This window comes from Curtobacterium sp. MCSS17_006, from assembly GCF_003234215.1.
Lineage (GTDB): Bacteria > Actinomycetota > Actinomycetes > Actinomycetales > Microbacteriaceae > Curtobacterium > Curtobacterium flaccumfaciens.
In genome coordinates this window covers 71,385-96,707 of the sequence record NZ_QKSO01000018.1, presented here as the reverse complement: position 1 = coordinate 96,707, position 25,323 = coordinate 71,385, and the positions used below count along the sequence as shown (strand labels likewise).

The window sequence follows — 25,323 nt, the reverse complement described above, 5'->3', positions numbered from 1 at the left end:
GTCGGGATCGAGGCCGCGAAGGCGCTCGTCGAGCTGCCGTCGCCGTTCGCCGGCACCGCCGCGGGAGCGGGAGGGGTCTGCGCGACCGGGGCCGACGGGGCGGCAGCGGCCTGCGGGGTGGACGCGACCACGGGCGAGACCGGGGCGGTCTGGGCGACGGGCGCCGCGCCTCCAGGCTGCTCGACAGGCTGTTCCGCAGGCGGCGTGAGGGCCGCACCGGAGGCGACCGACGCGTCCGAGTCGACGCGGATGATCGGCTTGCCGACCTCGACCGTGTCTCCCTCGGACACGAGCAGACCCGTGACGGTGCCGGCGAACGGCGACGGCAGCTCGACGAGCGACTTCGCGGTCTCGATCTCGACGAGCACCTGGTCGACGGCGATCTCGTCCCCGATCGCGACGCGCCACTGCACGATCTCGGCCTCGGTGAGACCTTCACCCACGTCGGGCAGGGGGAATTCGGCGGCGGCCACTACGGCTCCTTCGCGGATCTGGTCGTGCTCGGTCGGACGGGTCAGTAGGCGAGGGCGCGGTCGACGGCCTCGAGGATGCGGTCGGCATCCGGCAGGTGCAGGTGCTCGAGCTTCGACACCGGGAACGGCACGTCGAAGCCGGAGACCCGGAGCGGCGGTGCCTGCATCGTGTAGAACGCCCGCTCGGCGACGGTCGCGGCGATCTCGCTGCCGACGCTGACGAAGCCGGATGCCTCTTGCGCGATGACCAGGCGGCCGGTCTTGCGGACGGAGGCGAGCAGCGGCTCCCAGTCGATCGGCGAGATCGAGCGGAGGTCGATGACCTCGCAGCTGGTGCCCTCGGCCTCGGCGATGTCCGCCGCCTGCATCAGGGTGGCGACCATGGCGCCGTGCCCGACCAGGGTGACCTCGGTGCCGGTGCGGGCGACGCGGGTGGTGTGCATCGGGACGTGGCCGTCGACGAGGTCCACCTGGCCCTTGGGCCAGTAGCGGGACTTCGGCTCGAGGAAGATCACCGGGTCCTTCGACGCGATGGCTTCCTGGATCATCCAGTAGGCGTCGTTCGGCGTGCTCGGGCTGACGACCCGCAGGCCCGGGGTGTGCGCGAAGTACGCCTCGGGGGATTCCTGGTGGTGCTCCACGGCACCGATGTGGCCGCCGTAGGGGATGCGGATGACGACGGGCAGCGACATGTGTGCCGGCAGGCGGTTCGCCATCTTCGCGAGCTGCGAGGTGATCTGGTCGAACCCGGGCCACACGAAGCCGTCGAACTGGATCTCGACGACCGGGCGGTAGCCGCGCAGGGCGAGGCCGATCGCGGTGCCGATGATGCCGGCCTCGGCGAGCGGGGTGTCCCGCACGCGCTCGGGCCCGAAGCGGTCCTGCAGGCCCTCGGTGATGCGGAAGACGCCGCCCAGCTGGCCGATGTCCTCGCCCATCAGCAGGACCTTGTCGTCCGCTTCCATGGCCGCGGCGAGCCCGGCGTTGAGGGCCTTGGCCATCGGCAGGGTCGGGGTGGGGTCGCTCGGGACCTCGCCGGCGCCCGGGTGGGAGCGCAGGGTGTAGTCGAAGAGCTGCTCGGTGGTGCTCATGCGTGGGCGCCCCCTTCGAAGCCGGCCTCGTACTGGGCGAGCCAGGCCTTCTGCTCGGCGATCCGCGGGTGCGGTTCGCGGTACACGTTGTCGAACATGACGTCGACGGACGGTGCGGTCAGGGCGACGGTGCGGCGTCGGACGTCGGCGGCGATGTCCTCGCCCTCTTCGTCGAACGCGGCGAACTGCTCGTCCGTCGCACCCTTCGAGCGGAGGTACGCCTCGGACCGGACGATCGGGTCGCGCAGGACCCACTCCTCGAGCTCGCCGTCGGCGCGGTACCGGCTCGGGTCGTCGGAGCTGGTGTGCGCACCGATGCGGTAGGTGTCGGCCTCGATGAAGGCCGGGCCCTGGCCGCTGCGGGCGTGCTCGGTCGCGACGACCGAGGCCGTGTAGGACGCGAGGATGTCGTTGCCGTCGATCAGGACGCTCGGGATCCCGAAGCCGCGCGGGCGGTCGACGAGCGGCGTCGGGGACTGCACCGACACCGGCACCGAGATGGCCCAGTGGTTGTTCTGCAGGAAGAACACGACCGGCGCCTTGGTCGACGCGGAGAACACGAAGGCCTCGTTCACGTCGCCCTGGCTGGTGGCGCCGTCGCCGAAGTAGACGATCGAGCAGGCGTCGCGGTCCGGGTCGCCCGTGCCGACGTCGCCGTCGAGCTTCTGGCCGAGCGCGTACCCGGTGGCGTGCAGGGTCTGCGAGCCGATCACCAGGGTGGAGATGTGCGTGTTGCCACGCTGGTCCGGGTCCCACCCGCCGTGGGTCTGCCCGCGGTACATCGCGATGATCTCCATCGGCTCGACGCCGCGGTGCATCGTGACGGCGTGCTCGCGGTAGGACGGGAACACGTGGTCCTGGGCGCGCAGGGCGAAGGCCGAGCCGGTCTGTGCCGCCTCTTGCCCGTGGCTGGGCACCCACAGGCCGAGCTGGCCGGTGCGCTGGAGGTTGTGGCCGGCGTGGTCGAACCGACGGGTGAGCACCATGCGGCGGTGCATCGCCAGCAGGGTCTCGTCGGGGATCGCCCGCGCGGCGGCGGCGAACTCGGCGTTCTCGTCGGTCTCCACGAACCGACCCTCGGGGTCGAGGAGCCGGACGGTGGTCGTCGCGGGAGCCGCGGCGCGGAATGACATGCGGGCCAGCGTAGCGCCAGGCACTAGTCGGCCACCTGGAGGTCCCCCACAAGTGAGCGGGCTGTTTGGAGGAGCGTTTCCACAGCTTCGTGCTCGCCGATCGAGATGCGGATGCCCTCTGGCGGGAAGGCCCGGACGATGATGCCGGCGTCCTCGAACGCGGCCGCCGCGGTGGCCGTCCGCTCGCCCGTCGGCAGCCAGAGGAAGTTACCCTGGGCGTCCGGGACGTCCCAGCCCTGGGCCCGGAGCTCGACGACGATCCGGTCGCGCAGGGTGGCGATCTCGGTCACGCGTCCGAGCAGTTCGGCCTCGCGTTCCAGGCTGGCGAGCGCCGCCGCCTGGCCCTGGGCGGTCACGGACAGCGGGATGGCGCAGGCCCGGACGGCGTCGAGCACGTAGTCCGGACCGAGCGCGTAGCCCACCCGGAGCCCGGCGAGCCCGTACGCCTTCGAGAAGGTGCGGAGGACCACGAGGTTGGGGTGCGCGGCGAGCAGCGGGTGACCGTGCACGGCGGCCTCGTCGGTCACGAACTCGGCGTATGCCTCGTCGAGCACGACCAGCACCGACTGCGGCACCGCGGCCATGAACGCGTCGAACTCCGCGGCGGTCACGATCGGCCCCGTCGGGTTGTTCGGCGAGCAGACGAGCACCATGCGGGTGCGCTCGGTGACGGCCGCGGCCATCGCGTCGAGGTCGTGCCCACCGTCGGCGCGGTTCGGCACCTGCACGCTGGTGGCGCCGGCGACCGTGACGACGCCCGGGTACGCCTCGAACGAGCGCCACGCGTAGACGATCTCGTCGCCGGGGCCCGAGGTCGCGCGGGCGAGTTCGTGCAGGATCGCGACGCTGCCCGGGGCGACGTGCACCTGCTCGGCGGTCAGCCCGAAGCGGTTGGCCAGCACGGCGCGCAGGGCGAGGGCGGTGGCGTCGGGGTAGCGGTTGTACGAGGTCTGGGCCTGCACGGCCTCGACGACCCCGGGGAGCGGTGGGAACGGGTTCTCGTTGCTCGACAGCTTGAAGGCGGAGTCGGACGCCTGTCGCCCCTGCTTGTACGCGGGGAGGACGGCCACCTCGGGCCGGATGTGCACACGCTGCTCGCTCACGGGTTCAGGCTACCGGCAGGCCCACGGCACCCACGAGGGGAACGAGGGCATCATGGGCGCATGCGATTCCTCGTCCGCCTCGTCGTCAACGCCCTCGCGCTCTGGCTCACCACGCTCATCGTCAGCGGCGTCTCCGTGACGCCGTTCGGCGACGGCGGGACCACTGCGACCGTCCTCACCTTCCTGCTCGTGGCGTTCGTGTTCGGTCTCGTGAACGCGGTGATCGGCACGCTCATCCGGATCGTGGCGTTCCCGCTCTACATCCTCACGCTCGGGCTCATCTCGTTCGTCGTGAACGCGATCCTGCTGCTCATCGTCGCGGGCATCTCGGAGGCGTTCGGCTTCGGGCTCGAGGTCGACTCCTTCGGCTGGGGCATCGTCGGCGCCTTCGTGCTCGCGGTCTTCGCCTGGCTGATCGGGCTCTTCGCCCGCCCGGTGCTCAACCGCCAGCGGGCGTGACCCCGGCGGACCTCGCGGAGGACCCCGCCCTGCGTCATGATGTGCTCATGACCCAGGACGTCGACGCCCCGTTCCGCGTCTCGTTCGTCTGCAGCGGCAACATCTGCCGCTCCCCCATGGCCGGTGTCGTGTTCGCGCAGATCGCCGCGGACGCCGGTCTCGCCGACCGGTTCCAGGTGGAGTCGGCCGGCACCGGTGACTGGCACGTCGGCGAACCCGCCGACGAGCGCACGATCGCAGCGCTGGCGGCGCGCGGATACGATGGCAGCAGGCATCGCGCCCGTCAGTTCGACCCGGACCGGTTCCCGGACCTCGACCTGGTGGTCGCACTCGACCGCTCCCACGAGCGCATCCTGCGTTCGTGGGCCCCGACCATGGACGACTCCGCCAAGGTGACGCTCCTGTTGCGGTACGACGCCGCCTGGCCCCAGCAGGCCGACGTGCCGGACCCGTACTACGCGGACCGGCACGAGTTCGACCGAGTGCTCTCGACCGTCGAACGGGCCTGCCGGGCGCTCTTCCACCAGCTCGAGCCGGCAGTCCGTCAGGGAGCCCCATGACCCCCCTTCCCCCGCAGCCGATCAGCCCGCTCGACGGGCGCTACTACCCGATCGTGCACACGGTGGGCGAGCACCTCTCCGAGGCCGGCCTCAACCGCGCGCGCATCGTGGTCGAGGTCGAGTGGCTCATCTTCCTGACCGACCACGCGATGTTCACCACCTCGCCGCTCAGCGTCGACGACAAGGCAGCACTGCGCGCGATCGCCTCGACCTTCGGCCAGGACCAGATCGCGGAGCTCGCCGAGATCGAGGCGACGACCCGTCACGACGTCAAGGCCGTCGAGTACTTCGTGCGCCGCCGGCTGTCCGAGCTCGGGCTCGACGCGATCGCCGAGCTCACCCACTTCGCCGCCACCAGCGAGGACGTCAACAACCTGTCCTACGCACTCACCGTGCGGGACACCGTCGACCAGGTCTGGCTGCCCGGCTTCCGTGCCGTGCTCGAGAAGCTCCGGACGCTCGCCGTCGAGCTGAAGAGCGTGCCGATGCTCTCGCACACCCACGGTCAGCCGGCCACCCCGACGACGCTCGGCAAGGAGCTCGCGGTCGTCGTCTACCGGCTCGAGCGCGTGCTCGCCCAGATCGAGGGCGGCGAGTACCTCGGCAAGTTCTCCGGCGCGACCGGCACCTTCTCGGCACACCTCGCCGCCGACCCCGAGGCCGACTGGCCCGCGCTGTCCCGCGAGTTCGTCGAGGGCCTCGGCCTGACGTGGAACCCGCTCACCACGCAGATCGAGTCGCACGACTGGCAGGCCGAGCTCTACGACCGGGTGCGTCACGCCAACCGGATCCTGCACAACCTGGCCACCGACGTGTGGACCTACATCTCGATGGGGTACTTCACGCAGATCCCCGTCGCGGGGGCCACCGGGTCGTCGACGATGCCGCACAAGATCAACCCGATCAAGTTCGAGAACGCCGAGGCGAACCTCGAGATCTCGTCGGCGCTCTTCTCGACGCTGTCCGAGACCCTCGTGACGAGCCGACTGCAGCGGGACCTGACCGACTCCACCACCCAGCGGAACATCGGCGTCGCGTTCGGGCACTCGCTGCTCGCGCTCGACAACCTGCGCCGCGGTCTGGGCGAGATCGCCGTGAACGAGGCCAAGCTCGCCGACGACCTCGACCACAACTGGGAGGTCCTCGCCGAGGCCATCCAGACGGTCATCCGCGCCGAGGTCACGGCCGGGCAGTCGAACATCGAGGACCCCTACGCGATGCTCAAGGAGCTCACGCGCGGCAAGCGGGTGAGCCAGCAGGACCTCATCGTCTTCGTGAACCGTCTCGACATCTCCGACGGCGCGAAGGCCCGGCTGACCAACCTGACGCCGGCGACCTACACGGGCCTGGCGGACGAGCTGGTCGACCACCTCGACGTCTGAGCACGACGGACCGGCGGCCGGACGGTCGTCGGTCCGTCGTCGGATCCGCGTCCGGGGGGTGCGGAATCCTGAACGGTTCGATAGGTTCGTATCGCTGAGTACATCTCAGCACGGGGGGCGTCGCAGTGGATGCACCCTGTCCACTGACCGGATGGATCTCCACACCGTGCTTCGTTCTCGCATCACCGCGGCCGCCGTCGGCGCCACCGTGCTCGGCGTCTCCGCCGCCCTCGTCCCGACGGTCTCGACCGCCCTGGTGACGAGCACCGCTGCTTCGGCCATCGTCACCTGGACCGACTCGGCCGACGACTTCACCGCCGCGCCGACCGGCACCTTCCCGCTGACCGACCAGTGGTACTGGGCGTCCGTGACCGACCTGGACGGTGGCGGTTCGATCACCGACCACGCCACGCTGGACGAGGACGGCCTGTCCGTCTCCGAGGGCGAGGCCGTCGGCCTGGTCCGCGGCCTGAACAAGCCCGTGCCCGCGAGCAGCGTCCCCGCCCTCGCCGCCGGCATCAGCATGACGACCACCGGCGCGACGAGCTTCGGTCTCGCGGTCCAGGAGGGCGGCGACACCAGCGCGCAGACCGTGGTCTTCGCCACGGACGCGCCCGAGACCGGTGACGGCGTCGGCATCTCCGACGGCACCAGCAACTGGATCGACCCCGCGACCGGCGAGGTCGAGTCGACGACGGAGCTCACGGCCGACCTCGAGGCCGCCGACGCGCAGGTCGTCGGGTACGTCGTCTACGTCGGCATCGACGTCGCCGCCGACACCACGGCCCCGCCGACGCCCGAGCCGACCGAGACGCCCGCTCCGACCGACGAGCCCACCCCGGCCCCGACGGTCGACGGCACCCCGGCACCGAGCGCGCTGCCCAGCAGCGAGCTGAAGAGCCTCGCCGCCCCGCTCGAGGCGAACGGTCAGTCCCTCGCCGCCGACGCCAGCGGTTCGATCTCCGCGCTCCGCGTCGACGACACCACGACCTACTTCACGCCGCAGCCCACCGCGGCCGCCGAGCTCCTCACCCCGACGGCCACGCTGACCGAGGCCACCACCACCGGTGTCCGCATCCAGGGCTCGGGCTTCGCTCCGAACGAGCTCGTCGGCGCCGGAGTCGGCACCGGCGCCCAGGGCACCGACATCCCCGGGGTCGCGTTCCGCGCCGACGCCGACGGCAACGTCTCCGGCACCATCGTCCTGCCCGCCGACTTCGTGAACACCGCCGGCGCGTACAGCGTCGGTCTCGTCGGCGCCTCGTCGGCACAGGCCGCGCAGGCCGCGCTCACCGTCACGGCCGACCCGGCCGCTGCCGGTGACCCGGGCACGGCACCGGTCGCCGTCCCGGTGCCCGGAACGGCGAACTTCACGGGCTGATCTTGCCGATCCTCCCGACCGAGCCACGGCGGCGTGCGACTGTGATCGCCGCCGCCGTGGCCGTCGTCTGTGCGGGGGCCGTCGCGTTCGTCGCCCTCGGTCCCCTGTCAGCCGCGCCCGCCCCGACCCCCACCCGGTCCGTCGCGGCACCGTCGCCCACCCCGACGACGACACCGGAGCCGACCCGGTCGGCAGCACCCGTCGACGCGCTCGACGCGCCGGCCAGCACCACGGTCGCTGCCGTGACCGGCGCGTCCGTCCCGGTCAGCGCGAGCGCGGGTGGCAAGGCGACCCAGACCCTCGAGAACCCGCAGGCGTCCGGTGCCCCGCTCGTCTTCCGGGTCGTCGACCAGCAGGACGGCTGGGCGGAGGTGCAGCTCGCACAGCGCCCGAACGGCAGCACCGGCTGGGTGCCGACCAGCGCCGTCACCCTGACCGAGGACCCGTACGCGATCGTCGTCACCCGCTCGACGAAGACGCTCGACCTGTACAAGGACGGCAAGGTCGTCGACAGCTACCCCGTCGCCACCGGCACCGGCGGCACACCGTCGCCGACCGGCCGGTTCGCGCTGACCGAGCTGCTCGCACCGACCAACGAGGGCTACGGCCCGTACGCGTACGGCACGACGGCGTTCTCGGACGTGCTCAACTCGTTCGGCGGTGGCCCCGGCCAGATCGGGCTGCACGGCACGGAGGACACGTCGAGCATCGGCACCGCCGCCTCGCACGGCTGCATCCGCATGCACAACGCCGACATCACGGCGCTGGCGGAGCGCCTGCCGCTCGGCACGCCGTTCCAGGTGCGCTGACGTTCCAGGTGCGCTGACGTTCCAGATGCGCTGACAGGCGGCCTGGAGGCACGGCGTGCGCCCGGCAGTGGGCGCCACCGTCTCAGGTGGTGACGTCCAGGGCGACGGCGACCAGCGCCTCCAGGACGGTGCGCACCACGGGACGGACGGCACGGTCGGGGCGGACCAGTGCCTCGATGCGGCGTCCGGCACGGACGTCGGCGAGCTCCGCCAGGTGGAAGCGCCCGGCGGCCCGCGTGCCCGACGTGTACCGCGGGACGAGTGCGATGCCGTGGCCGCCCGCCACCAGGTTCTCGATGACCGGCAGGTGGATCGTGCGGAACGCGACACTCGGCGGGGTGTCCGTCGCCGCGGCCATCGCGTGCAGCACCCGGTCGATCGGGTAGCCCTCCGGCACGCCGATCCAGCGTTCCCCGACGACCTCGTCGATGCCCACGCGTGCGCGGCCGGCCAGGGCGTGCCCGGGCGGCAGGGCCACGTCGAGGGGTTCGCGGAGCAGCGGCACGGTGTCGACCGATCCCTGGTCCGCCGGGCGGACGCCGTCGGACCGGTGCCCGACGACGACGTCGTGGTCGGCCGCGAGCGGTGCGAACTCCCCCTCGCTGACGTCCACGTCGACCAGGGTCAGCGCGATGCCCGGGTGTGCCTGCATCCGGGTGAGCACGCCGGGCAGCAGCAGTTCCGCCGCCGACGGGAAGATCGCCAGCGACACCGGTCCGGTCGTGCCACCGAGGTGCTCCTGCCAGGCGGCGTCCACCCGCGCGATGGCGGTCGCGACCCCGGACGCCAGGCCCGCGAGCACTTCGCCGTGCGAGGTCAGCCGGACCCCGCGCCCGACGCGTTCGACCAGCGGGACCCCGACCTGCCGCTGCAGCGTCTGCAGCTGCTGGGAGACGGCGCTCGGTGTGCGGTGGGTGGCCTCGGCGACGGCTGTGACGCTGCCGCGCTCGGCGAGCTCCCGCAGGACCGCCAGCAGCTGCACGTCGAAGTCGACCATGCAGGAACCCTACATCGTGGTTCACGAAGGTTTCGATGGACCTACAACGTCGCGCCCGGGACGATGAGGAGCATGACCACCCGAGACCGCCTCCTCGCCGTCGTCGTCGCCGTGGTCTGGGGACTGAACTTCCCCGCGACGGCACTCGCGCTCGAGCACTTCCCGCCGTTCCTGCTCGCGGCGCTGCGGTTCACGATCCTGGCGGTCCCGACGCTGCTGTTCGTGCCGCGGCCGCGGATCCCGTTCGGGCGGCTGCTGCTCGTCGGTCTCGGGCTCGGCGTGCTGCAGTTCTCGTTCCTGTACCTGAGCATGGCGTCCGGCATGCCGTCGGGGCTGGCCTCGCTCGTGCTGCAGGCCTCCGCGCCGTTCACGGTGGTGCTGGCCGGGGTGTTCCTGCGCGAGCGGCTGACCGGCCGGCAGGTCGTCGGGGTCACCGTCGCCGTGGCCGCCCTCGCCGCGATCGCCCTGCACCGTTCCCAGACCGCCGCGCTGCTGCCCGTCGTGCTCGCGCTGTGCGGTGCGCTCGGGTGGGCGATCGGCAATGTCGCGACCCGGCGGGCGGGGGCTGCGAACCCGCTGCACCTGACCCTGTGGTGGTCCGTCGTGCCGCCGGTCCCGATGGTCGTGCTGTCGCTCGTGGTCGAGGGGCCGGACCGCATCGGCACCGCACTCGGTTCGGCGTTCACGGCGGCCGCGCTGCCCGCCGACCTCGGCCTGCTCTACATCGTGGTCGTCGCGACCCTGGTGGGCTACGGCATCTGGTCGCGGCTGCTGGCGGCCTACCCGTCGAGCACGGTCGCGCCGTTCTCGATGCTCGTGCCCGTGGTCGGGGTGCTCGCGTCGTGGGCGGCCTTCGGCGAGGTGCCCGACCTGGTCGAGGTGCTCGCCGGCGCGGTCGTCGTGGCCGCCGTGCTGTGGTCGTCGCGACCGGCGCGGGACCGCGGGCCGCGACCGGCCCCCGTCGACGAGGGCGCACGACGTGCCGCTGCCGTGTCGCCGAGGTCGCACGACGTGCCGCCCGGACCGCTCGCGAGCGGCAGTCCGCGCGACCTCGACCCGGCGCTCAGCCCCGGTGCTGGCGACGCTCCGCGATGATCCCGGCGAGCGCCCCGCGCAGGTGCGGGTACCGGAACTCGTAGCCGGCCTGGGTCAACCGGGTCGGCACCACCCACCGGCTCTTCAGCACGAGTTCGGTCTCGGTGCGGATCGCGAACGACCCGAGCTCGAGCATCCACCGCCAGGTCGGCACGCCGAACCGGCGCCCGACGGCGTCGCGGAGGGTCGCCATCACGGTGCGGTTGTCGGACGGGTTCGGGCTCGAGAGGTTCACCGGCCCCTCGATCTCCGGGTGGTCGCGGAGGAACCGGATCGACCCGAGGACGTCGGCGATGTGTACCCAGCTGAAGCGCTGCCGACCGTGCGTGGGCCGGTGGTGGTGGTACGTGCCGGCGCGGAGCCGGGAGCGCGTCGGCACCCACGGCCCGTCGTACTGCGGCCCGCCGAGGCCGGCCTGCGCGAGCCGGAGGAGTGGCAGCAGGGCGCTGCCGTCGCCGAACACGATCGCCATCCGCAGCGCCACACGACGGGTGCCGGGCAGGTCGGCGCCGAAGAAGGCGTCCTCCCACGCGCGGGCGACGGAGACCGAGAACCCCTCGCCGATCTCCCCCGTCGCTTCGTCCTGCGGTCGGTCGTCGGCGTGCCGGTAGATCGTCGCGGTCGAGGCGTTCATCCACAGGGGCGTCGGGTGCTCGGACGTCCGGATGGCCTCGGCGAGCTCGAGCGTGGTGTCCACCCGCGAGCGCATGATCTCCGCGCGGTTGCGTCGGCCGTAGCGGCAGTTGACGCTCTTGCCCGCCATGTTCACGACCATGGCGGCGCCGTCGACGAGTTCCCGGATGCGCATGGTGTTGCCCCACACGGCGTCGCCGGTCCGGCCGATGGTGACGACCCGGTACCCCTCTTCCGTGAAGGCGTCCCGCAGGTACCGGCCCACGAAGCCGCTCGCTCCCGCGATCACGACGCGGCCCTTCTGGTCGCTCATCTCATCCCCGTTCTGTGTCCGGCGCGATCTCGTACCGGAACGCCCCCTCGTACCGGTACAGCGTGCCGAGCACCGGCGCCGTGAGCACCAGGGACACGCGCTGCAGGTCGGCTTCGTCATCGAATCGTTCTGTGAGCGTCACACGCGGTGCGATGAGGGCCGGGAGGCGTACCTCGCGTCCCAGCGCTCGGAACGTCACGCGCGTGGAGACCAGGCGCAGGGCGCCCGCATCGGGACCGTCCCCGTCGACCTGCGCCCGGAGCCGGGCGCTGATGCGCCCGTGGCGACCGAGGTGGTCGACCAGGCCGTCCGGTTCGGCGGTGATGGCGTCCACCATCGTGCGGCTGCCGGAGCGGAACCGGAAGGTGCGGTGCGCGCGGACCGCGACCCGGGCCTCCCGTCCGGCACGACCACGACGGACGTGAGCCGGCCGGTTCTCGACCGTGAAGGGGACGTCCCGTTCCCAGACCGGGAACATGACGGAATCCCGGGCGAACCAGGCGAGCAGCGGCCAGAGCCACCGGCGCGGTGTGCCGACGACGTCGAACACCCCTTCACCGCGGCCGACGTGACCGGGCGGGATCGCGCCGAAGTACGTCGACAGTCGCGGGTGCAACCGGGCCAGCACGTCGGATGGTGTGGACAGCTCGTAGGGCGACCGGCTCACGGTTCGATCCTGGCATGTCGTCAGTGCGGATCCCTACGATGTCGCACATGGGACACGACCACGGGCACGGCGTCGGGCACGCCTCGGAGCGCGCCCTGCTCATCGCGTTCTGCATCTCGGCGGGCATCCTGCTCGCCGAGGTCGTCGGCGCCGTGGTCACGGGCTCGCTCGCGCTGCTCGTCGATGCCGGGCACATGGTCGTCGACACCGGCGGACTCGGCATCGGGCTCGTCGCGACGCGGCTCGCCCGCCGGTCCCCGACCGCGCAGCGCACCTGGGGCTTCCAGCGGGCCGAGGTCCTCGGGGCCACCGCGCAGGCCGCGATCCTGCTCGCCGTCGGGGTCTACGTGATCATCTCGGCGGTGCAGCGGCTGTTCGTGCCGGAGGAGATCCACTCCGGACCGCTGCTCGTCTTCGGCATCGTCGGACTCGTCGGCAACCTGGTGGCCTACGCGGTGCTGCTGCGGGCCTCGGGCGAGGGGTTCACCTCGCGCGCCGCCCGGCTCGAGGTCCTCAACGACACCCTCGGCTCGGTCGCCGTCATCATCGCCGCGATCGTGCTCATGCTGACCGGGTGGGAGCGGGCGGACTCCGTCGCCGCGATCCTGATCGGCCTGCTCATCCTGCCGCGGGCGATCCGGCTGCTGCGCGAGACCGCGAACGTGCTGCTCGAGTCGACGCCGCCGGGGCTCGACCTCGACGACGTGCGTGGTCACATCCTCGAACTCGACCACGTCATCGCGGTGCACGACCTGCACGCGACGCTCGTGGCGACCGGGGTGCCGAACCTGACCGCGCACGTGGTCGTCGACGACCACTGCTTCTCGACGGCGCACGCCCCGGCGATCCTCGACGAGCTGCAGCGGTGCGTAGCGGAGCACTTCGACGTGCCGGTGGAGCACTCGACGTTCCAGTTGGAGCCGGTGTCGCACCGGCGGCACGAGTACGAGGTGCACGCGTAGGGGTCCGCGCTCGGGCGTGTGGGCGTCGGTCGGGGTCGCTTCGGCTTCGCGACGATCCACCAGGTGATCGACGCGTGGTCTGTCGCAGAACGGGTGTCCGCAGGTGCCGCGTCAGCAGTCGTCGGTGCGCGTGGGGTACGCCGTGATCACCCGGTCGGTGGTGGCCGAGACGATCACCTTGACCCAGGGCTCGTCGTCGGGGCGTGAACCGTCGTCGAACCGGACGGGTGCGGCGTAGCAGACCTTGCCGTCGCCGGCGTCGAGCGGGAACCCGGAGCGCGGGTCCTCGAGCGCCGTCTGCACCGCGGTGAGCATGGCGTCGTCCCAGTCGCGCGAGCCGTGCCCGGTGACGACGTCCTGCCAGTCGGCGGTGTGCCGCACCCGGATGTGCTCGTACCCCTGGGCAGCGGTGCCGCACTGCAGGGTGACGCGGCCCAGGGCCTCGGTCTCGTACTGCGCGACGGCCGCCTGGGTCGTGATGTCGCACCGGCCGAGCGCGGTGCTGCCGGGCATGTCCGGCCCGGTGCGGGTGATCGTGACGGTGCCGTCACCGGCGGCCGTCGGCGCGTCGCTCGGCGTCCGCGAGGCCGAGCCGGCACCGATGGTCGGGTCGTCCGCGCCCTGCCGTGCCGTCAGGAACAACCCGCCGGCGAGGAGACCGGCGGCCACCACGGCCGCGACGCCGGTGATCACGGGACGGTTGCGGTTCCGGGGCACGCGCCCAGTATGCCGGGAGTTCGACCGCACGACGGAACCAGGCTCCGGACACGGCACCGCGCGATCGCGTGGTGCGGTGTCCGGAACCTGGTTCCGGGCGGACGGGAGGCCCGCCACGCGTCAGGCGCGCGCGGCCAGCCGGGTGCCGGCGACGACGGCCAGGACGGCGACGAGCACCACGTACCCGATCAGGACGGGGAGCGTCGGGATCACCAGCAGCGCCGCCCCGACGGCCACGACCGGCACGGTGAGCCCGGCGTACGCGAGGAGGAACGTGGCGGCGAGCACGCCGCCCCGACGCTCCGGGCCGACCAGTGCTGCGGCGCTGCCGATCGCCGCGCGGAACAGCAGGCCGACGCCGGCTCCCGCGACGACCCCGCCGCCGATGAACCCGGCGACCTGCAGCAGGACCGCGGCGACGGCGAGGACGACCAGCCCGACGACCAGGAGCACCATGCCGAGCCGGATCTGCGCACGCTGCGACAGTCGGGCGAAGACGATCTGCGACAGCGCGCTCGCGGCGAAGACCCCGAAGGTCGTGGCACCGGCGGCCAGGCGGTCGGTGACGTGGAACGTGGTGCCGAGGAAGCTCGGCGCGACCGAGGTGAAGAGGCCCTGCACGGCGAGCGCCGCGAACGCCGCTGCGCCGGCGGCCCAGAACGCGGCACCCTGCCCCTCCGGCGCCTGCATGCGCTGCGGGCGGTAGGCCACGGGCTGCTCGGGACGGTCGACCGTCTCCGGTGCGGCCAGCACGAGCACGAACGCGACGGCCAACGCGATCACGAACACCACGTACGGGACCATGAGCGGCTGCCCGACGAACTCGGCGAGCGCTCCGCCGACCAGGGCGCCGAGCGACAGCCCCCCGAGGTTCACGGCTCCGGCGGCGACGCTCGCGCCCTTCGCGGAGTCGCTCGACCCGGTGGCACGGACCCGGAGCTCACCGAGGTGCGCCGTCGCGGTCGCCGTCAGCGTCCCGACGCCGAGGCCGGTCACGAGCCGGGCGACGATGAGGCCGGTGACGTCGTTCCAGAGCAGGAACAGCACGGCGGCGACGAGTTCGAGGGCGATCGACACCAGGATGAGCGGACGGCGTCCGTGCACGTCGCTGAGGTGCCCCGCCAGGTACAGCGACCCGACGACCCCGACCCCGTACGCCGCGAAGATCACCGTCGTGGTGAAGGTCGGGAAGCCGTCGCGGGCCTGGTAGATGACGTACAGGGGTGCGGGGACGGTCGCGAAGGCCATCACCGCGAGGAAGGCGAAGGCGACGACCCAGAAGCCGAAACCGTGGCGCCGACGGGTGTGGACACGGCGTCCGCGCGGGGCGACGACACGGTCGCTCGCGGATGCGGGAGCGGCGGTGGTGGCGGGGACGGTGCCCGTCGGGGTGTCGGTGACGGTTGACATGCTCCGATGATCGCGCTCGCGGTGCATCGAGTCCAACGGATGCGCTTGATGCGCGCGATCGATCTGCTCGATACTCGGACGATGGAGACCCGACTGCTCGAACAGTTCGTCACCGTCGCAGCCGAGGGCAGCGTCACCCGGGCGGCGGAACGGCTCTGGGCCGCGCAGTCCACGGTGTCCGCGGGCATCGCCTCGCTCGAGCGCAGCTTCGGGGTGCGGCTCTTCGACCGCACCGGACGACAGCTCGTGCTGACCCCCGCCGGCGAGGACCTGCTCCCCCACGCCCGCGCGGTGCTCGAGTCCCTCGACCGGATGCACGACCTGGCCACCGCCGACGACGCCGACCTGCGGGGCCGGGTGCGGCTCGGCATCTTCACGAGCATGGACATCGTCGACCTGACGGGCGTGCTGCAGCGGTTCCGGCGGCAGCACCCGCTCGTCGCCGTGGAGCTGATGACCTCGCCGTCGGGGACGACCGGGCTCGTGCAGGACCTGGTCGCCGGGCGGCTCGACATCGCCTACACGGGCCTGCCCACCGTGCCCGCCGGGGTCGTCGTGGAGCCGCTGCGGGAGATGCCGTTCCGGGTGTTCACCGCGTCGGACCACCCGCTCGCCGGCCGGTCGTCGGTGTCGCTCGCCGAACTCGCCGATGAACCCTTCGTCGACACCGCGCACGGGTTCGGCAACCGGATCATCCTCGACGGGGCACTCGAGCGTCTCGGGATCCGTCGGCGCATCGTCGCGGAGATGAACGACATGCCCGCCGTGATCCGGTTCGCCTCGGCCGGGCTCGGCGTCGGGGTCGTGCCGGACTCGGGGGTGCGGTACGACGGGGCGGTGCTCGACCTGGAGGACGAGGTCGACCCGCTCCGCATCGGCCTGGCGGTCCGGACGTCCCCGGAGCCGAGCCGCGCGGTCCGGACGCTGGCGCGCGACATCGTGGCGGCGCGGGTGGGGTGACGCGGGGCGCGTTCACTGTGCTTCGTGAGCAGGAACGGTCGCGTCACGGTGCGCGAGGCGACCATTCCTGCTCACGATCTGACCACCGACGGACTGGAGGCACGGGTCGGGTCCGCCACGTGCCTCCGGGCCGTCAGTCCCCCCAGAACGTCGCGATGAGGGCGGGCAGGAGCCCGTCGGTCGGGACGTTGGTCTGTTCGATGGTGATCCAGGTGTCACCGCGGGCGAAGTACGTGTAGGCCTTCTCGACGCCGTACGGCTCGACGGTCCCGCGGGACTGGCAGAAGGTTCCGCCGTCACGCTCCGTGCAGGTCCCGCCGCCGTCGTACGCGGGGAACTCCTCGATCTCCCGCTGGATGGTCGCCTCGGTGGCGGTCCCGGCCCGGACCTCGATCCCGGACACGTCCGCACGCGGGTCACGCCACGAGCAGGAGACCTTCGACTGGGTGCCCGCCGGGTCCTGACCGTCCGGCACTCGATCGGTACCCGACGGTGGGTCGGCCTGCGTCAGCGGAGTGTCACCGAAGAAGCGGTCGTAGTCCTCGGCGGGGACGAGCGCACGACAGTCCATGGGGATGGTCGCCGCGGCGGGGGTCGGTGTCGACGTCGGGGTGGGCTTCGGGACCGGGGCACCCGTGATCGGGGCGGAGCTCGGCGTCGTGGAGGACGGCGCGGGCTCGGGCTGCTGGGTCTGGGTGGGAGCGGCGACCGGGTCGGCGTTCTGCTGCGACAGGGTCAGAGCGACGGCGCCGGTCGCGGTGCCGACGGCGAGCAGCGCGACGACACCGATGACGATCCCGGACCGGCCCCGACGACGTTTCGGGAGCGGGGTGGCACGTTCGAGGACGTTCTGCTTCATCGAGACGAGCATGCGCTGCAGGTCGTCTCCCTGCGGAGGCTCAGTGTTCATCGTGCATCACCACCTTCTTGAGTCGTCGACGGTTGCGGGACACCCGCTGAGTGACCGCGCCGACCGTGAGTCCGAGGAGTTCGGCGGCCTCGGCGTACGAGTGGCCCTCGAGCAGGCAGAGCTCGCAGATGCGGCGGTCGAGGTCCGGGAGCGCGGCGATCTCGGCGCGGACCCAGCGCAGGGTCTCGCGGGCCTCGTCGTGGTCGGCGGGCGAGGCGAGGTGCTCCGGGAGCTCGTCCGTGCGGCGCCGGGCCTGCTTGCGCCCGGTGTTGAAGGCGTGGTTGCGGCACACGACGAGCAGCCACGGCAGCACCGTGTCCGCCGGCAGCTCGAGGGTCGCGGCACGCTGCCAGAGCGTCAGGAACGCGTCCTGCACGATCTCCTCGACGTCGGACCGGTCGTCGACGAGCGCCCACGCGTAGCGGGTGAGGGTGGCGGCGTACCGGTCGAACGCCCGGGCGAGCGCGCCGGTGTCTCCCTGTGCCATCGCACGGACGAGTCCTTCGTCCGTGTCGGTGCCGGTCGTCACGTCCACATCCCACCTCCTTCACTCAGAGGTGTCGGCAGGACCCGCGATCCTGACAGGACCGTGGCGGATTCGTGATCTCGGGCGTGTCCGCCCGGAGCCGTCAGCTGTCAGCTGTCAGACATCAGCGGTCAGTGGAAGTCGTCGCCGTCGCCCTCGCCCGGCGTCTTGTGCCCGCCGAGCATGTCGTTGTCGTCCTGCTCGCTCGACGAGGCGAGCTGCAGCATCGCGAGCACGACGACGACCACGATGAACGCGACGCCGAGGAAGATCACGGCCAGCTGCAGTTCCCGCGTCGAGAACAGCACGACGAGCCCGGTGAACACCGCGATGATCGCGGAGATCCCGAGGAGCTCGACCGGGCGCAGACGGTCACGACGGCTGGGGGTGGTCATGCGTGTGGTGCTCCGTCCGGGGCGACGGCCGGCGTGGCCGTGCCCCACTTGTGCGAGAGGCCGGCGATCACGTGGAAGACGGCCGTGATGGCGAGGTACGCGCCGAGCAGGCCGACGAGCACGATCGAGGCGTCGAGGGTGCCGGTGACCTGCTCCACGCCACCGAGCTGCTGGGAGTAGTCCGGCGGCGTGACGAGGAAGGCGACCGCGAGCAGCAGCGTGAGGCCGCCGATCGTGGTCCAGTCGCGAGCGAAGGGCGAGCGTCGCCGGGCACGGAGCCCCTGCGACAGCTCGAGGGCCCCGGTCAGCACCGCGAACGCGACGATGACCGTGATGAAGGCCGGCAGCCCGAACCCGTTGCACGCGAACGCGGCGACGGCGGCGAGCAGGGTGATGACGGCCTGCAGCAGGGTCGTGCGACGCGAACGGCCGTCGAGGGGCAGTCGGGAGATCCCGCCGAACAGGAGCACGAGGCCCTCGACCAGGGCGAAGCCGCCGAACAGCAGGAGACCGTAGCCCGCGGCGTGGTTGGTCGAGAAGGTGATCACCATCGCGACGACCGCTGCGGGGACCGCCCGGAGGATCGGGATCGGCCAGTACCGCGCGCGCTGGGTCGCGTCTTCCACGGTGGTGGCGTCGTCCACGGTGTCGGACACGAGACCTCTTTCGGGCATGCGGATCGTGGATCCGATCCTACCGCCGGTGGGGTGGACGCCCGACCGGAGCGGACTCGACCCCCTGTGGACGTCCACACCCGTGCACCGGGACGACACCCCCGTCCGGTGCCGTCCCGGGCGGTGTCAGGGCTGCTGCGGGTCGTCGGACGGCGCGTTCCGGCGAGCACGACGTCGGGCGAGCCACCAGCACACGGACCCGGCGGCGGCGGCCAGGGCGGCGAGCGCTGCGGCGAGGCCGAGCCCTTCGGCGCCGGTGTAGGCGAGCGCGCCGACGGGGGCAGCCGCCCGACGGTCGGCCGCGGGGCCACCCGCTCCGCCGTCGTCGTCGGCACCGGCGCCGTCACCGTCGTCACCGCCGGAACCGTCACCACCGGCGTCCCCGTCGTCCGGAGCCGGCCCGGTCGTCGGCACGGGGCCGCTCGTCGGCACGGGGCTCGGCGCGGGCCCCTCGTCGTCCGGACCCACGACGATCGCGACGCCGGTGGACGGGTCGCCGCCGTCCGCGTCGGTCGGCGAGGTCGCCGTCGCCACGTTCACCACGTCGGAGCCGTCCCCCTGGTACGCGGGGTCGAGCTCGGCGCGGATCCGGAAGTCCAGGGTCTCGCCCACCTCGAGCGACACGTCGGAGCTGCAGGTCACCCGCTGTCCCTCGGCCGTGCACCCGTCCTCGGAGCCCACGAACCGCATGGCCTGGGGCAGGTCGTCGACCGCCCCGACCTGCTGCGCCACGGACGGCCCCCGGTTCCGGGCCGTCACGAGGTACTCGACCTCGTCACCGGGCCGCACGGTCGACGGCGACACCGACTTGTCGGTCTCGACGTCGGCGGCGATCACCGGTGCCGTCACGGTGGTGGTCGCCCGCGAGGCGTTGTCGGCCTCGTTCGTGTCGGACAACGAGGTCGGCGGGGCGATGGTCGCCACGCTCTCCAGCGCTCCGGACGTGCCCTCGGCCACCCGCCCCTCGATCGTGACGACGGCCGAACCCCCTCGGGGCAACGACAGGTCGGTCGCGACGTCACCGGTGCCCGACCCGGTCGCGCAGGCGGAGCCGTCCGCGGCCGTGCAGGTCCAGGTGACGTCCTCGACGCCGTCGGGCACGTCGACCTGCAGCGGACTCGGGTCGGCGGCGTTCGGGCCGGGGTTCCGCGCCGTCACGGTGTAGCGGAGCGGTTCGCCCGCCGTCGCGGTCGCGGGCAGGTCGTGCTCGACGGACAGGTCCGCCGGCTTCCAGACCCGGAGCGCGTCGACCTCGTGCTTGTCGACGTGGCTGCCGGTGGCCCCGGCGAACCCGAGGCGCAGCGTGCTCGGCAGCGAGGCCTGCCCGTCGCCGTGCAGCGGGACCGAGTCGAGCACGGTGCGCATGGTCGAGCCGACCTGCAGCCGGACGGAGACCGCGAGCCCGCCGTCGTCGTCGGGCAGCAGGGTGATCCGGACCGTCCGGGGCGTGGAACCGGCCGTCACGGTGCCACCAGGTGCCGCGGCACCGGCGACGTACCGGTAGCCCTCGGTCCCGTTGCCGGAGCCCCGGACCACCACGTGGTCGGGCTGTGCTCCGGGACCGGACCCGTTGATGCGTGACGAGAAGTTGCCGTAGTGGTCGATCGCGACGGCCGCGAAGCCCCCGGGGACGCCCGGCAGGTCACATTCGCGACCGCCGCCCTCGGTCGCTTCCTTCCGGCAGGCGTACCCGAGACCGGCGCCGAAGGACCCGACGCCCTGCGCCGCAGCGCCGTCGGCCAGGTACAGCAGCAGGCCGTCGGCGCCGGGGTCGTCCTTCTCGGTGTGCATCGCGTACGTGAACTCGATCTCGAGCCCGGTGTCGGACGGGAACGTGTCGTTCGTCGACCACGCCCCCGCCTGGTTCCGGATGTCGTCGGTGAGCCGCAGTCGGCCGCCGGACACCGCGGCGTCACCGTGCAGGGCACCGCCGGACGCACTGGAGAACTGGTTGACGTACGGGAAGTCGAGGGCGGCCGCACTCGACCCGGACGGCAGGACCGCGGGCGCCGCGAGCACACCGAGCGCGGTCAGGGTGGCGCACGCCGCGGCGAGACGGCGGACGACCCGCGAGCGGAACGACCGCCGGTCGAGGGAAGGCGCTGGGGCAGGAGCTGGAGCAGTGGGATCTGTCATGCCCCGATGCTCGCGACCGGGACGTCACCCCCGGACGGCGGCGGGACGATCTGTGGAACGCCCCCACGGGCCTCCCGGCTGTGGAGGACGAACGGCGCAAGCGGACCGCTCAGGCCAGCCACACCGTCGTCTCACCCGGCAGCAGCCCCGGTGCGACCCCGTCGAGCGGCCCGGACGCGACGACGACGGTCCCGGCCGGCAGGGGCACCGGCGTGGTGCCGAAGTTCATGACCGACCGCCAGCCGTCGTGCCGCGCGAACGCCACGACCTCGGAGCCGGACTCCAGCCACGTCAGCGCCTCCCCCTGCTGCAGCCGACGCCGTGCGGCCAGCGCCCGGCGGTACAGCGACAGGGTCGACTCGGGATCGCCGTCCTCGGCCTCGACCGAGGACTCCCCGAAGTCCTGCGGCTGCGGCAGGTGCGGTGCGACGTCCCCGAAGCCAAACGACGGCCCGGAGCGCGTCCACGGGATCGGTACGCGGCAGCCGTCCCGGCCCTTGACGGTGTGCCCGGTGCGGAGCCACTTCGGGTCCTGCAGCAGGTCGCGCGGGATCGCGGCGGCCTCGTGCAGCCCGAGCTCCTCGCCCTGGTAGACGTACGACGACCCGGGCAGCGCCAGCATCAGCATCGTCGCCGCTCGGGCCCGACGGAGCCCCCGTGCACGGTCGAGCTCCGGCGTCGTGCCGTCCGTCATGAGCCAGGCGTCGGTGTCGGTGCCGTCCGGCAGGCCGTAGCGGGTGGGGTGCCGCACGACGTCGTGGTTCGAGAGCACCCAGGTGCTCGAGGCACCGGACTGCTCCGAGGCGGCCAGGTTCCGCTCGATGATCCGACGGAACGCATCGGGCTCGAACGGGGCCTCGAGCAGGTCGAAGTTGAAGGCCTGCCCGAGCTCCGTCGGCCGGGCGTACAGGACACGGCGGGGTGCCGGGGCCCAGGCCTCGGCGACCGCGGCACGGGGCGGGTCGTACTCGTCGAGCACCCGGCGCCAGGTGGCGAAGATCTCGTGCACCTCGTCGCGGTCGTACAGCGGGTCGGAGCCGTCGAGCGGCAGGTCCTGCTCGTTCGACGGCCGGTACGGGGTCGACAGGTCCTTCGCCAGCCCGTGCGCGACGTCCACGCGGAACCCGTCGACGCCGCGGTCCGACCAGAAGTGCAGGGTGTCCTCGAAGTCGGCGCGGACCTCGGGGTTCGACCAGTCCAGGTCCGGCTGCTCGGGGGCGAACAGGTGCAGGTACCACTGCCCGTCCGGAACCCGGGTCCACGCGCTGCCGCCGAAGTTCGACACCCAGTCGCTCGGCGGCAGTTCCCCGGAGGCGCCGGAGCCCTCGCGGAACACGTACCGCGCACGCTCGGCCGACCCCGGCGCGGACGCCAGCGCAGCCCGGAACCACTCGTGCTGGTCCGAGGTGTGGTTCGGCACGATGTCGACGATGACCTTGAGGTCGTGCTCGTGCGCGGCCCGCACCAGGGCGTCCAGGTCGTCGAGGGAACCGAGCTTCGGGTCGACGGCGCGGTAGTCGGCGACGTCGTAGCCACCGTCGGCGAGCGGCGACGGGAAGAACGGGGAGAGCCACAGGGCATCGACGCCGAGCGACGCCAGGTACGGCACCCGGCTCGTGATGCCCGCGACGTCACCGAGCCCGTCGCCGTCCGTGTCGGCGAAGCTGCGCGGGTAGACCTGGTAGACGACGGCATCGCGCCACCAGGTCGGGTCGGTGGTTCGTGGCGTGCTGGCCGGGGTCCGAAGCGTGGTCACGCCGCCACCGTACCCAGGCTGCTGGGAACAGCGCGCCCTACGATCGCGTTGGTTGTCGCTGACACCTTTCCGTCCAGCAACAACATCCCGCAACAGAAGGAGCTCCATGACGAACGTCCTCGTCCTCGTCGGCAGCCTGCGCGCCGACTCCATCAACCGCAAGCTCGCCGAGGCCGCCGCGCACCACGCACCGGAGGGCATCGAGCTGCACACCTTCGACGGCATCGTCGACCTGCCGTTCTACAACGAGGACATCGACGGCGACACCCCGCCCGCCGCTGCCGTCGCCTTCCGCGACGCGATCGCGGCCTCGGACGCCGTCCTGCTGATCACCCCCGAGTACAACGGCACCATCCCCGCCGTCCTGAAGAACGCGCTCGACTGGGGTTCGCGTCCGTTCGGCGCCTCGCCGCTGTCCGGCAAGCCCCTCGCCGTGATCGGTTCGGCGTTCGGCCAGTACGGCGGTGTCTGGGCCCACGACGACGCCCGCAAGGCCGCCGGCATCGCCGGAGCGAAGGTCCTGGAGGACGTCAAGGTCGCCATCCCGCAGTCGGTCGTCCGCTTCGCGGAGACCCACCCGCGTGAGGACGCCGAGGTCACGACGCTCGTGCAGGGCGCGCTCACCGCGCTCGCCGAGGCCGCAGCCGGCACGGACGAGCAGGCAGCCGCGTAACGCGACCGACCGTCGGACAGGAGGCCCGTGGCGACCCCGCCACGGGCCTCCTGTCCGTCCGGTGCGGACGCATCGGACGTCGCGGACGTCGCGGACGCACCGGTCGCGGCAGAACCCGGGAGTTCACTAGACGGCCGAGATACGAGACGGGTTACCCTGAACGCCATGTCGACGCAGGAGATCACCGAGGCGTCCGGGTACTGGTTCCCGGACGACGACGCGACCCAACGCGGGGTCGCGGTGCTGAACGCCCTGCGCCGGTACCGATCCGCCGAGACGGCCATGCGCCGCCGGACCCGTGACTCGATGGGCATGGGCGAGACCGACCTGCTCGCCGTGCGTTTCCTGCTGCAGGCGCAGCGCTCCGGCACCGCCGTGAGCCCGAAGGACCTCGCCGCGTACCTCAAGATCTCGTCGGCCTCGACGACCATCCTCATCGACCGCCTGGTCAAGTCGAACCACGTCCGCCGCGATCCGCACCCCACCGACCGCCGGGCCCTCGTCATCACGCCGACGACCGAGACCGACGACGAGGTCCGCGCCACGCTCGGCGTGATGCACCGCCGGATGATGTCGATCGCCGAGGGGCTCCCCGCGTCCGAGGCGCGGATCGTCGCCGGGTTCCTGGAGCAGATGCGCGACGCCGTCGACCAGGTCGACCCCGCGCCGTCGCACTGAGCGGCACCGCGCCGGACGCCCCCGGGGGACGCTGCCTCCGAGCGCACTGAGAGCGTGCACTGCGGCACCGCGTAGACCGGAACGGTCACACCGACGCGAAAGGAGCCACAACCATGCACGCTTCGGACAAGATGGCCAAGAACCTCCAGGCGGTCCTCGTGGACCTCATCGACCTGCACCTGCAGGGCAAGCAGGCCCACTGGAACATCCTGGGCACCAACTTCCGCGACCTCCACCTGCAGCTCGACGAGATCGTCGACGCGGCCCGTGAGTTCGCCGACGACACCGCCGAGCGCATGCGTGCGCTGTACCTCGTGCCGGACGGCCGCTCGGCGACCGTCTCCGCGGGCAGCCACCTCGACGCGTTCCCCTCGGGCGAGATCACCACGCACGACGCCATCGACCAGGTCACGCTCCGGCTGTACCAGGCGACCGGCACCATGCGCGACGTCCACGACGAGGTCGACGAGGAAGACCCGACGACCGCGGACCTGCTCCACGGCTTCATCGAGCGCCTCGAGCAGCTCGCGTGGATGGTCTCCGCCGAGAACCGCGCGCCCAGCACCCCGCTGGCCTCCGCCACCACGCCCGCCGTCGCCGACGCGTCGGCACACGCGTAGGGGCCCGGGTGGACCTCGGTATCCAGGGCAAGACCGCACTCGTCTTCGGCGGCGACTCCGGCATCGGCTGGAACACGGCGCGCATCCTCCTGGCAGAGGGTGCGACCGTGGTCGTCACCGACATCGACCAGAGCCGTCTGGACACCAGTGCGGACCAGCTCGAGGCGCCGATCGGCAAGCTGCACGCCTTCGCCGCCGACGTCCGGAGCGCCGAGAGCCTCGCCGCCCTGCACGACAAGGTGCGTGAAGCCGTCGGCGAGATCGACATCCTGGTGCAGTCCTCGGGCGTCACCGGTGCCCAGGGCATGTTCCACGAGATCGACGAGGCCGGCTGGGCGGAGACGATCGACATCGACCTGATGGGGCCGGTGCGGATCACCCGCGAGTTCATCGGCGACCTGCGACAGGGCGGCTGGGGACGCATCGTCTACCTGGTGTCCGAGGACGCCTCGCAGCCGTACGACGACGAACTGCCCTACTGCGCCGCGAAGGCCGGGGTGCTCTCGTTCGCGAAGGGCCTGTCGCGCTCCTACGCCTCCGAGGGCCTGCTGGTGAACACGGTCTCCCCCGCGTTCATCCACACGCCGATGACCGACGCGATGATGGACAAGCGGGCCAAGCAGCGCGGGACCTCGTTCGACGAGGCCATCGGCAGCTTCCTCGAAGAAGAGCGGCCGTACATGGAGCTCAAGCGCCGCGGCGAGCCGGAAGAGGTCGCGAACGTGGTGGCCTTCCTGTGCTCGGACCTGGCCAGCTTCGTGAACGGCGCCAACTACCGGGTCGACTCCGGCTCGGTCGCCACGATCTGAT

At 72.2% G+C, this 25,323-nt stretch carries 27 protein-coding genes; 12 read left to right on the top strand and 15 right to left on the bottom strand.

The features are described from left to right. The 4 genes from DEJ21_RS18650 to DEJ21_RS16000 all read right to left on the bottom strand — a co-directional run. Positions 1-473: biotin/lipoyl-containing protein (locus tag DEJ21_RS18650; protein ID WP_146247818.1), on the bottom strand; the 473-nt coding region annotated here is incomplete at its 3' end. Positions 474-514: 41 nt separating this feature from the next. Next, complete coding sequence (locus DEJ21_RS16010) at positions 515-1,474, bottom strand: alpha-ketoacid dehydrogenase subunit beta (protein WP_111225265.1); 960 nt, start codon at positions 1,472-1,474, stop codon at positions 515-517. 86 nt (positions 1,475-1,560) lie between these two features. After that, positions 1,561-2,697, bottom strand: coding sequence for a thiamine pyrophosphate-dependent dehydrogenase E1 component subunit alpha (locus DEJ21_RS16005; protein WP_027464965.1), 1,137 nt, complete (start codon positions 2,695-2,697; stop codon positions 1,561-1,563). 23 nt (positions 2,698-2,720) lie between these two features. Next, positions 2,721-3,800 (bottom strand): histidinol-phosphate transaminase, encoded by a 1,080-nt coding sequence (locus DEJ21_RS16000; protein ID WP_071404899.1) that lies wholly within the window; start codon positions 3,798-3,800, stop codon positions 2,721-2,723. A gap of 60 nt (positions 3,801-3,860) precedes the next feature. Here DEJ21_RS16000 and DEJ21_RS15995 point away from each other — a divergent pair, with 60 nt between their 5' ends. From DEJ21_RS15995 to DEJ21_RS15975, 5 genes are all read left to right on the top strand, one after another. Further along, positions 3,861-4,259: a phage holin family protein gene (locus DEJ21_RS15995; protein WP_071404898.1), complete on the top strand. Its 399-nt coding sequence runs from the start codon at positions 3,861-3,863 to the stop codon at positions 4,257-4,259. Between the two features lie 47 nt (positions 4,260-4,306). After that, positions 4,307-4,819: a low molecular weight protein-tyrosine-phosphatase gene (locus DEJ21_RS15990; RefSeq protein WP_017886476.1), complete on the top strand. Its 513-nt coding sequence runs from the start codon at positions 4,307-4,309 to the stop codon at positions 4,817-4,819. After that, positions 4,816-6,201: an adenylosuccinate lyase gene (gene purB, locus DEJ21_RS15985; RefSeq protein WP_111123552.1), complete on the top strand. Its 1,386-nt coding sequence runs from the start codon at positions 4,816-4,818 to the stop codon at positions 6,199-6,201. Before DEJ21_RS15990 ends, purB begins: the two co-directional genes overlap by 4 nt. Before the next feature lie 151 nt (positions 6,202-6,352). Next, the gene (locus tag DEJ21_RS15980) at positions 6,353-7,582 is read left to right on the top strand and encodes a hypothetical protein (protein ID WP_111104999.1); all 1,230 of its coding nucleotides are present in this window, start codon (positions 6,353-6,355) and stop codon (positions 7,580-7,582) included. A 2-nt stretch (positions 7,583-7,584) separates the two neighbouring features. Further along, on the top strand, positions 7,585-8,391 hold the full coding sequence (locus tag DEJ21_RS15975; RefSeq protein WP_258375112.1) for a L,D-transpeptidase family protein: 807 nt from the start codon (positions 7,585-7,587) through the stop codon (positions 8,389-8,391). A gap of 82 nt (positions 8,392-8,473) precedes the next feature. On the opposite strand, the gene DEJ21_RS15970 is transcribed toward DEJ21_RS15975, so the two are convergent. Further along, positions 8,474-9,388: a LysR family transcriptional regulator gene (locus DEJ21_RS15970; RefSeq protein WP_111225256.1), complete on the bottom strand. Its 915-nt coding sequence runs from the start codon at positions 9,386-9,388 to the stop codon at positions 8,474-8,476. A 72-nt stretch (positions 9,389-9,460) separates the two neighbouring features. Between DEJ21_RS15970 and DEJ21_RS15965 the strand changes: the two genes are divergently transcribed. Then, the gene (locus DEJ21_RS15965; RefSeq protein ID WP_258375111.1) at positions 9,461-10,483 is read left to right on the top strand and encodes an EamA family transporter; all 1,023 of its coding nucleotides are present in this window, start codon (positions 9,461-9,463) and stop codon (positions 10,481-10,483) included. On the opposite strand, the gene DEJ21_RS15960 is transcribed toward DEJ21_RS15965, so the two are convergent. Next, positions 10,452-11,429 carry an epimerase gene (locus tag DEJ21_RS15960; protein WP_111225255.1) on the bottom strand — a complete coding sequence of 326 codons (978 nt, stop codon included), beginning with the start codon at positions 11,427-11,429 and terminating at the stop codon, positions 10,452-10,454. The two genes, DEJ21_RS15965 and DEJ21_RS15960, sit on opposite strands and share 32 nt — an antisense overlap. A 1-nt stretch (position 11,430) precedes the next feature. Next, positions 11,431-12,096, bottom strand: a complete 666-nt coding sequence (locus DEJ21_RS15955) for a DUF4166 domain-containing protein (RefSeq protein ID WP_111225254.1) — start codon at positions 12,094-12,096, stop codon at positions 11,431-11,433. A gap of 47 nt (positions 12,097-12,143) precedes the next feature. Here DEJ21_RS15955 and DEJ21_RS15950 point away from each other — a divergent pair, with 47 nt between their 5' ends. Further along, positions 12,144-13,058 carry a cation diffusion facilitator family transporter gene (locus DEJ21_RS15950; RefSeq protein WP_111046242.1) on the top strand — a complete coding sequence of 305 codons (915 nt, stop codon included), beginning with the start codon at positions 12,144-12,146 and terminating at the stop codon, positions 13,056-13,058. 111 nt (positions 13,059-13,169) lie between these two features. Here the strand turns inward: DEJ21_RS15950 and DEJ21_RS15945 are convergent, their stop codons facing one another. Next, positions 13,170-13,775, bottom strand: a complete 606-nt coding sequence (locus DEJ21_RS15945) for a hypothetical protein (RefSeq protein WP_111225253.1) — start codon at positions 13,773-13,775, stop codon at positions 13,170-13,172. A gap of 120 nt (positions 13,776-13,895) precedes the next feature. Next, entirely contained in the window at positions 13,896-15,185 is a 1,290-nt protein-coding gene (locus tag DEJ21_RS15940; RefSeq protein WP_111225252.1) for an MFS transporter, read from the bottom strand. A gap of 48 nt (positions 15,186-15,233) precedes the next feature. Here DEJ21_RS15940 and DEJ21_RS15935 point away from each other — a divergent pair, with 48 nt between their 5' ends. Further along, positions 15,234-16,145, top strand: coding sequence for a LysR family transcriptional regulator (locus DEJ21_RS15935; protein ID WP_181435932.1), 912 nt, complete (start codon positions 15,234-15,236; stop codon positions 16,143-16,145). A 133-nt stretch (positions 16,146-16,278) separates the two neighbouring features. On the opposite strand, the gene DEJ21_RS15930 is transcribed toward DEJ21_RS15935, so the two are convergent. From DEJ21_RS15930 to DEJ21_RS15905, 6 genes are all read right to left on the bottom strand, one after another. After that, positions 16,279-17,055, bottom strand: coding sequence for a hypothetical protein (locus tag DEJ21_RS15930; protein ID WP_146247816.1), 777 nt, complete (start codon positions 17,053-17,055; stop codon positions 16,279-16,281). Next, entirely contained in the window at positions 17,045-17,584 is a 540-nt protein-coding gene (locus tag DEJ21_RS15925) for an RNA polymerase sigma factor (protein ID WP_017886488.1), read from the bottom strand. The genes DEJ21_RS15930 and DEJ21_RS15925 overlap by 11 nt, the downstream gene beginning before the upstream one ends. Before the next feature lie 128 nt (positions 17,585-17,712). Next, entirely contained in the window at positions 17,713-17,976 is a 264-nt protein-coding gene (locus DEJ21_RS15920) for a hypothetical protein (protein ID WP_071404886.1), read from the bottom strand. Continuing rightward, positions 17,973-18,632 (bottom strand): DUF308 domain-containing protein, encoded by a 660-nt coding sequence (locus tag DEJ21_RS15915; protein ID WP_084740820.1) that lies wholly within the window; start codon positions 18,630-18,632, stop codon positions 17,973-17,975. The genes DEJ21_RS15920 and DEJ21_RS15915 overlap by 4 nt, the downstream gene beginning before the upstream one ends. A 144-nt stretch (positions 18,633-18,776) precedes the next feature. Then, positions 18,777-20,786 (bottom strand): DUF11 domain-containing protein, encoded by a 2,010-nt coding sequence (locus DEJ21_RS15910; RefSeq protein WP_111225249.1) that lies wholly within the window; start codon positions 20,784-20,786, stop codon positions 18,777-18,779. Between the two features lie 109 nt (positions 20,787-20,895). Further along, positions 20,896-22,542 carry a glycoside hydrolase family 13 protein gene (locus DEJ21_RS15905; RefSeq protein WP_111225248.1) on the bottom strand — a complete coding sequence of 549 codons (1,647 nt, stop codon included), beginning with the start codon at positions 22,540-22,542 and terminating at the stop codon, positions 20,896-20,898. Positions 22,543-22,648: 106 nt separating this feature from the next. On the opposite strand from DEJ21_RS15905, the gene DEJ21_RS15900 reads away from it, so the two are divergent. The 4 genes from DEJ21_RS15900 (at position 22,649) to DEJ21_RS15885 (ending at position 25,322) form a co-directional block, all read left to right on the top strand. Then, positions 22,649-23,215 carry an NADPH-dependent FMN reductase gene (locus tag DEJ21_RS15900; RefSeq protein ID WP_111225247.1) on the top strand — a complete coding sequence of 189 codons (567 nt, stop codon included), beginning with the start codon at positions 22,649-22,651 and terminating at the stop codon, positions 23,213-23,215. A 165-nt stretch (positions 23,216-23,380) separates the two neighbouring features. After that, positions 23,381-23,893: a MarR family winged helix-turn-helix transcriptional regulator gene (locus DEJ21_RS15895; protein ID WP_111024711.1), complete on the top strand. Its 513-nt coding sequence runs from the start codon at positions 23,381-23,383 to the stop codon at positions 23,891-23,893. A 113-nt stretch (positions 23,894-24,006) separates the two neighbouring features. Beyond that, entirely contained in the window at positions 24,007-24,513 is a 507-nt protein-coding gene (locus DEJ21_RS15890; RefSeq protein WP_017886495.1) for a Dps family protein, read from the top strand. 8 nt (positions 24,514-24,521) lie between these two features. Next, positions 24,522-25,322 (top strand): SDR family NAD(P)-dependent oxidoreductase, encoded by an 801-nt coding sequence (locus DEJ21_RS15885; protein ID WP_111101471.1) that lies wholly within the window; start codon positions 24,522-24,524, stop codon positions 25,320-25,322. The last annotated feature ends 1 nt before the right edge of the window (position 25,323 follow it).

Bases quoted from the DNA above. Each gene is read 5' to 3' on its own strand.
- DEJ21_RS15890 (WP_017886495.1), top strand. From the start codon at position 24,007: ATGCACGCTTCGGACAAGATGGCCAAGAACCTCCAGGCGGTCCTCGTG.
- DEJ21_RS15940 (WP_111225252.1), bottom strand. From the start codon at position 15,185: ATGTCAACCGTCACCGACACCCCGACGGGCACCGTCCCCGCCACCACC.
- DEJ21_RS15900 (WP_111225247.1), top strand. From the start codon at position 22,649: ATGACGAACGTCCTCGTCCTCGTCGGCAGCCTGCGCGCCGACTCCATC.
- DEJ21_RS15990 (WP_017886476.1), top strand. From the start codon at position 4,307: ATGACCCAGGACGTCGACGCCCCGTTCCGCGTCTCGTTCGTCTGCAGC.
- DEJ21_RS15960 (WP_111225255.1), bottom strand. From the start codon at position 11,429: ATGAGCGACCAGAAGGGCCGCGTCGTGATCGCGGGAGCGAGCGGCTTC.
- DEJ21_RS15995 (WP_071404898.1), top strand. From the start codon at position 3,861: ATGCGATTCCTCGTCCGCCTCGTCGTCAACGCCCTCGCGCTCTGGCTC.
- DEJ21_RS15930 (WP_146247816.1), bottom strand. From the start codon at position 17,055: ATGAACACTGAGCCTCCGCAGGGAGACGACCTGCAGCGCATGCTCGTC.
- DEJ21_RS15935 (WP_181435932.1), top strand. From the start codon at position 15,234: ATGCGCGCGATCGATCTGCTCGATACTCGGACGATGGAGACCCGACTG.
- DEJ21_RS15920 (WP_071404886.1), bottom strand. From the start codon at position 17,976: ATGACCACCCCCAGCCGTCGTGACCGTCTGCGCCCGGTCGAGCTCCTC.
- DEJ21_RS15980 (WP_111104999.1), top strand. From the start codon at position 6,353: ATGGATCTCCACACCGTGCTTCGTTCTCGCATCACCGCGGCCGCCGTC.
- DEJ21_RS16005 (WP_027464965.1), bottom strand. From the start codon at position 2,697: ATGTCATTCCGCGCCGCGGCTCCCGCGACGACCACCGTCCGGCTCCTC.
- DEJ21_RS15910 (WP_111225249.1), bottom strand. From the start codon at position 20,786: ATGACAGATCCCACTGCTCCAGCTCCTGCCCCAGCGCCTTCCCTCGAC.
- DEJ21_RS16010 (WP_111225265.1), bottom strand. From the start codon at position 1,474: ATGGCCAAGGCCCTCAACGCCGGGCTCGCCGCGGCCATGGAAGCGGAC.
- DEJ21_RS15895 (WP_111024711.1), top strand. From the start codon at position 23,381: ATGTCGACGCAGGAGATCACCGAGGCGTCCGGGTACTGGTTCCCGGAC.
- purB (WP_111123552.1), top strand. From the start codon at position 4,816: ATGACCCCCCTTCCCCCGCAGCCGATCAGCCCGCTCGACGGGCGCTAC.
- DEJ21_RS15970 (WP_111225256.1), bottom strand. From the start codon at position 9,388: ATGGTCGACTTCGACGTGCAGCTGCTGGCGGTCCTGCGGGAGCTCGCC.
- DEJ21_RS15965 (WP_258375111.1), top strand. From the start codon at position 9,461: ATGACCACCCGAGACCGCCTCCTCGCCGTCGTCGTCGCCGTGGTCTGG.
- DEJ21_RS15950 (WP_111046242.1), top strand. From the start codon at position 12,144: ATGGGACACGACCACGGGCACGGCGTCGGGCACGCCTCGGAGCGCGCC.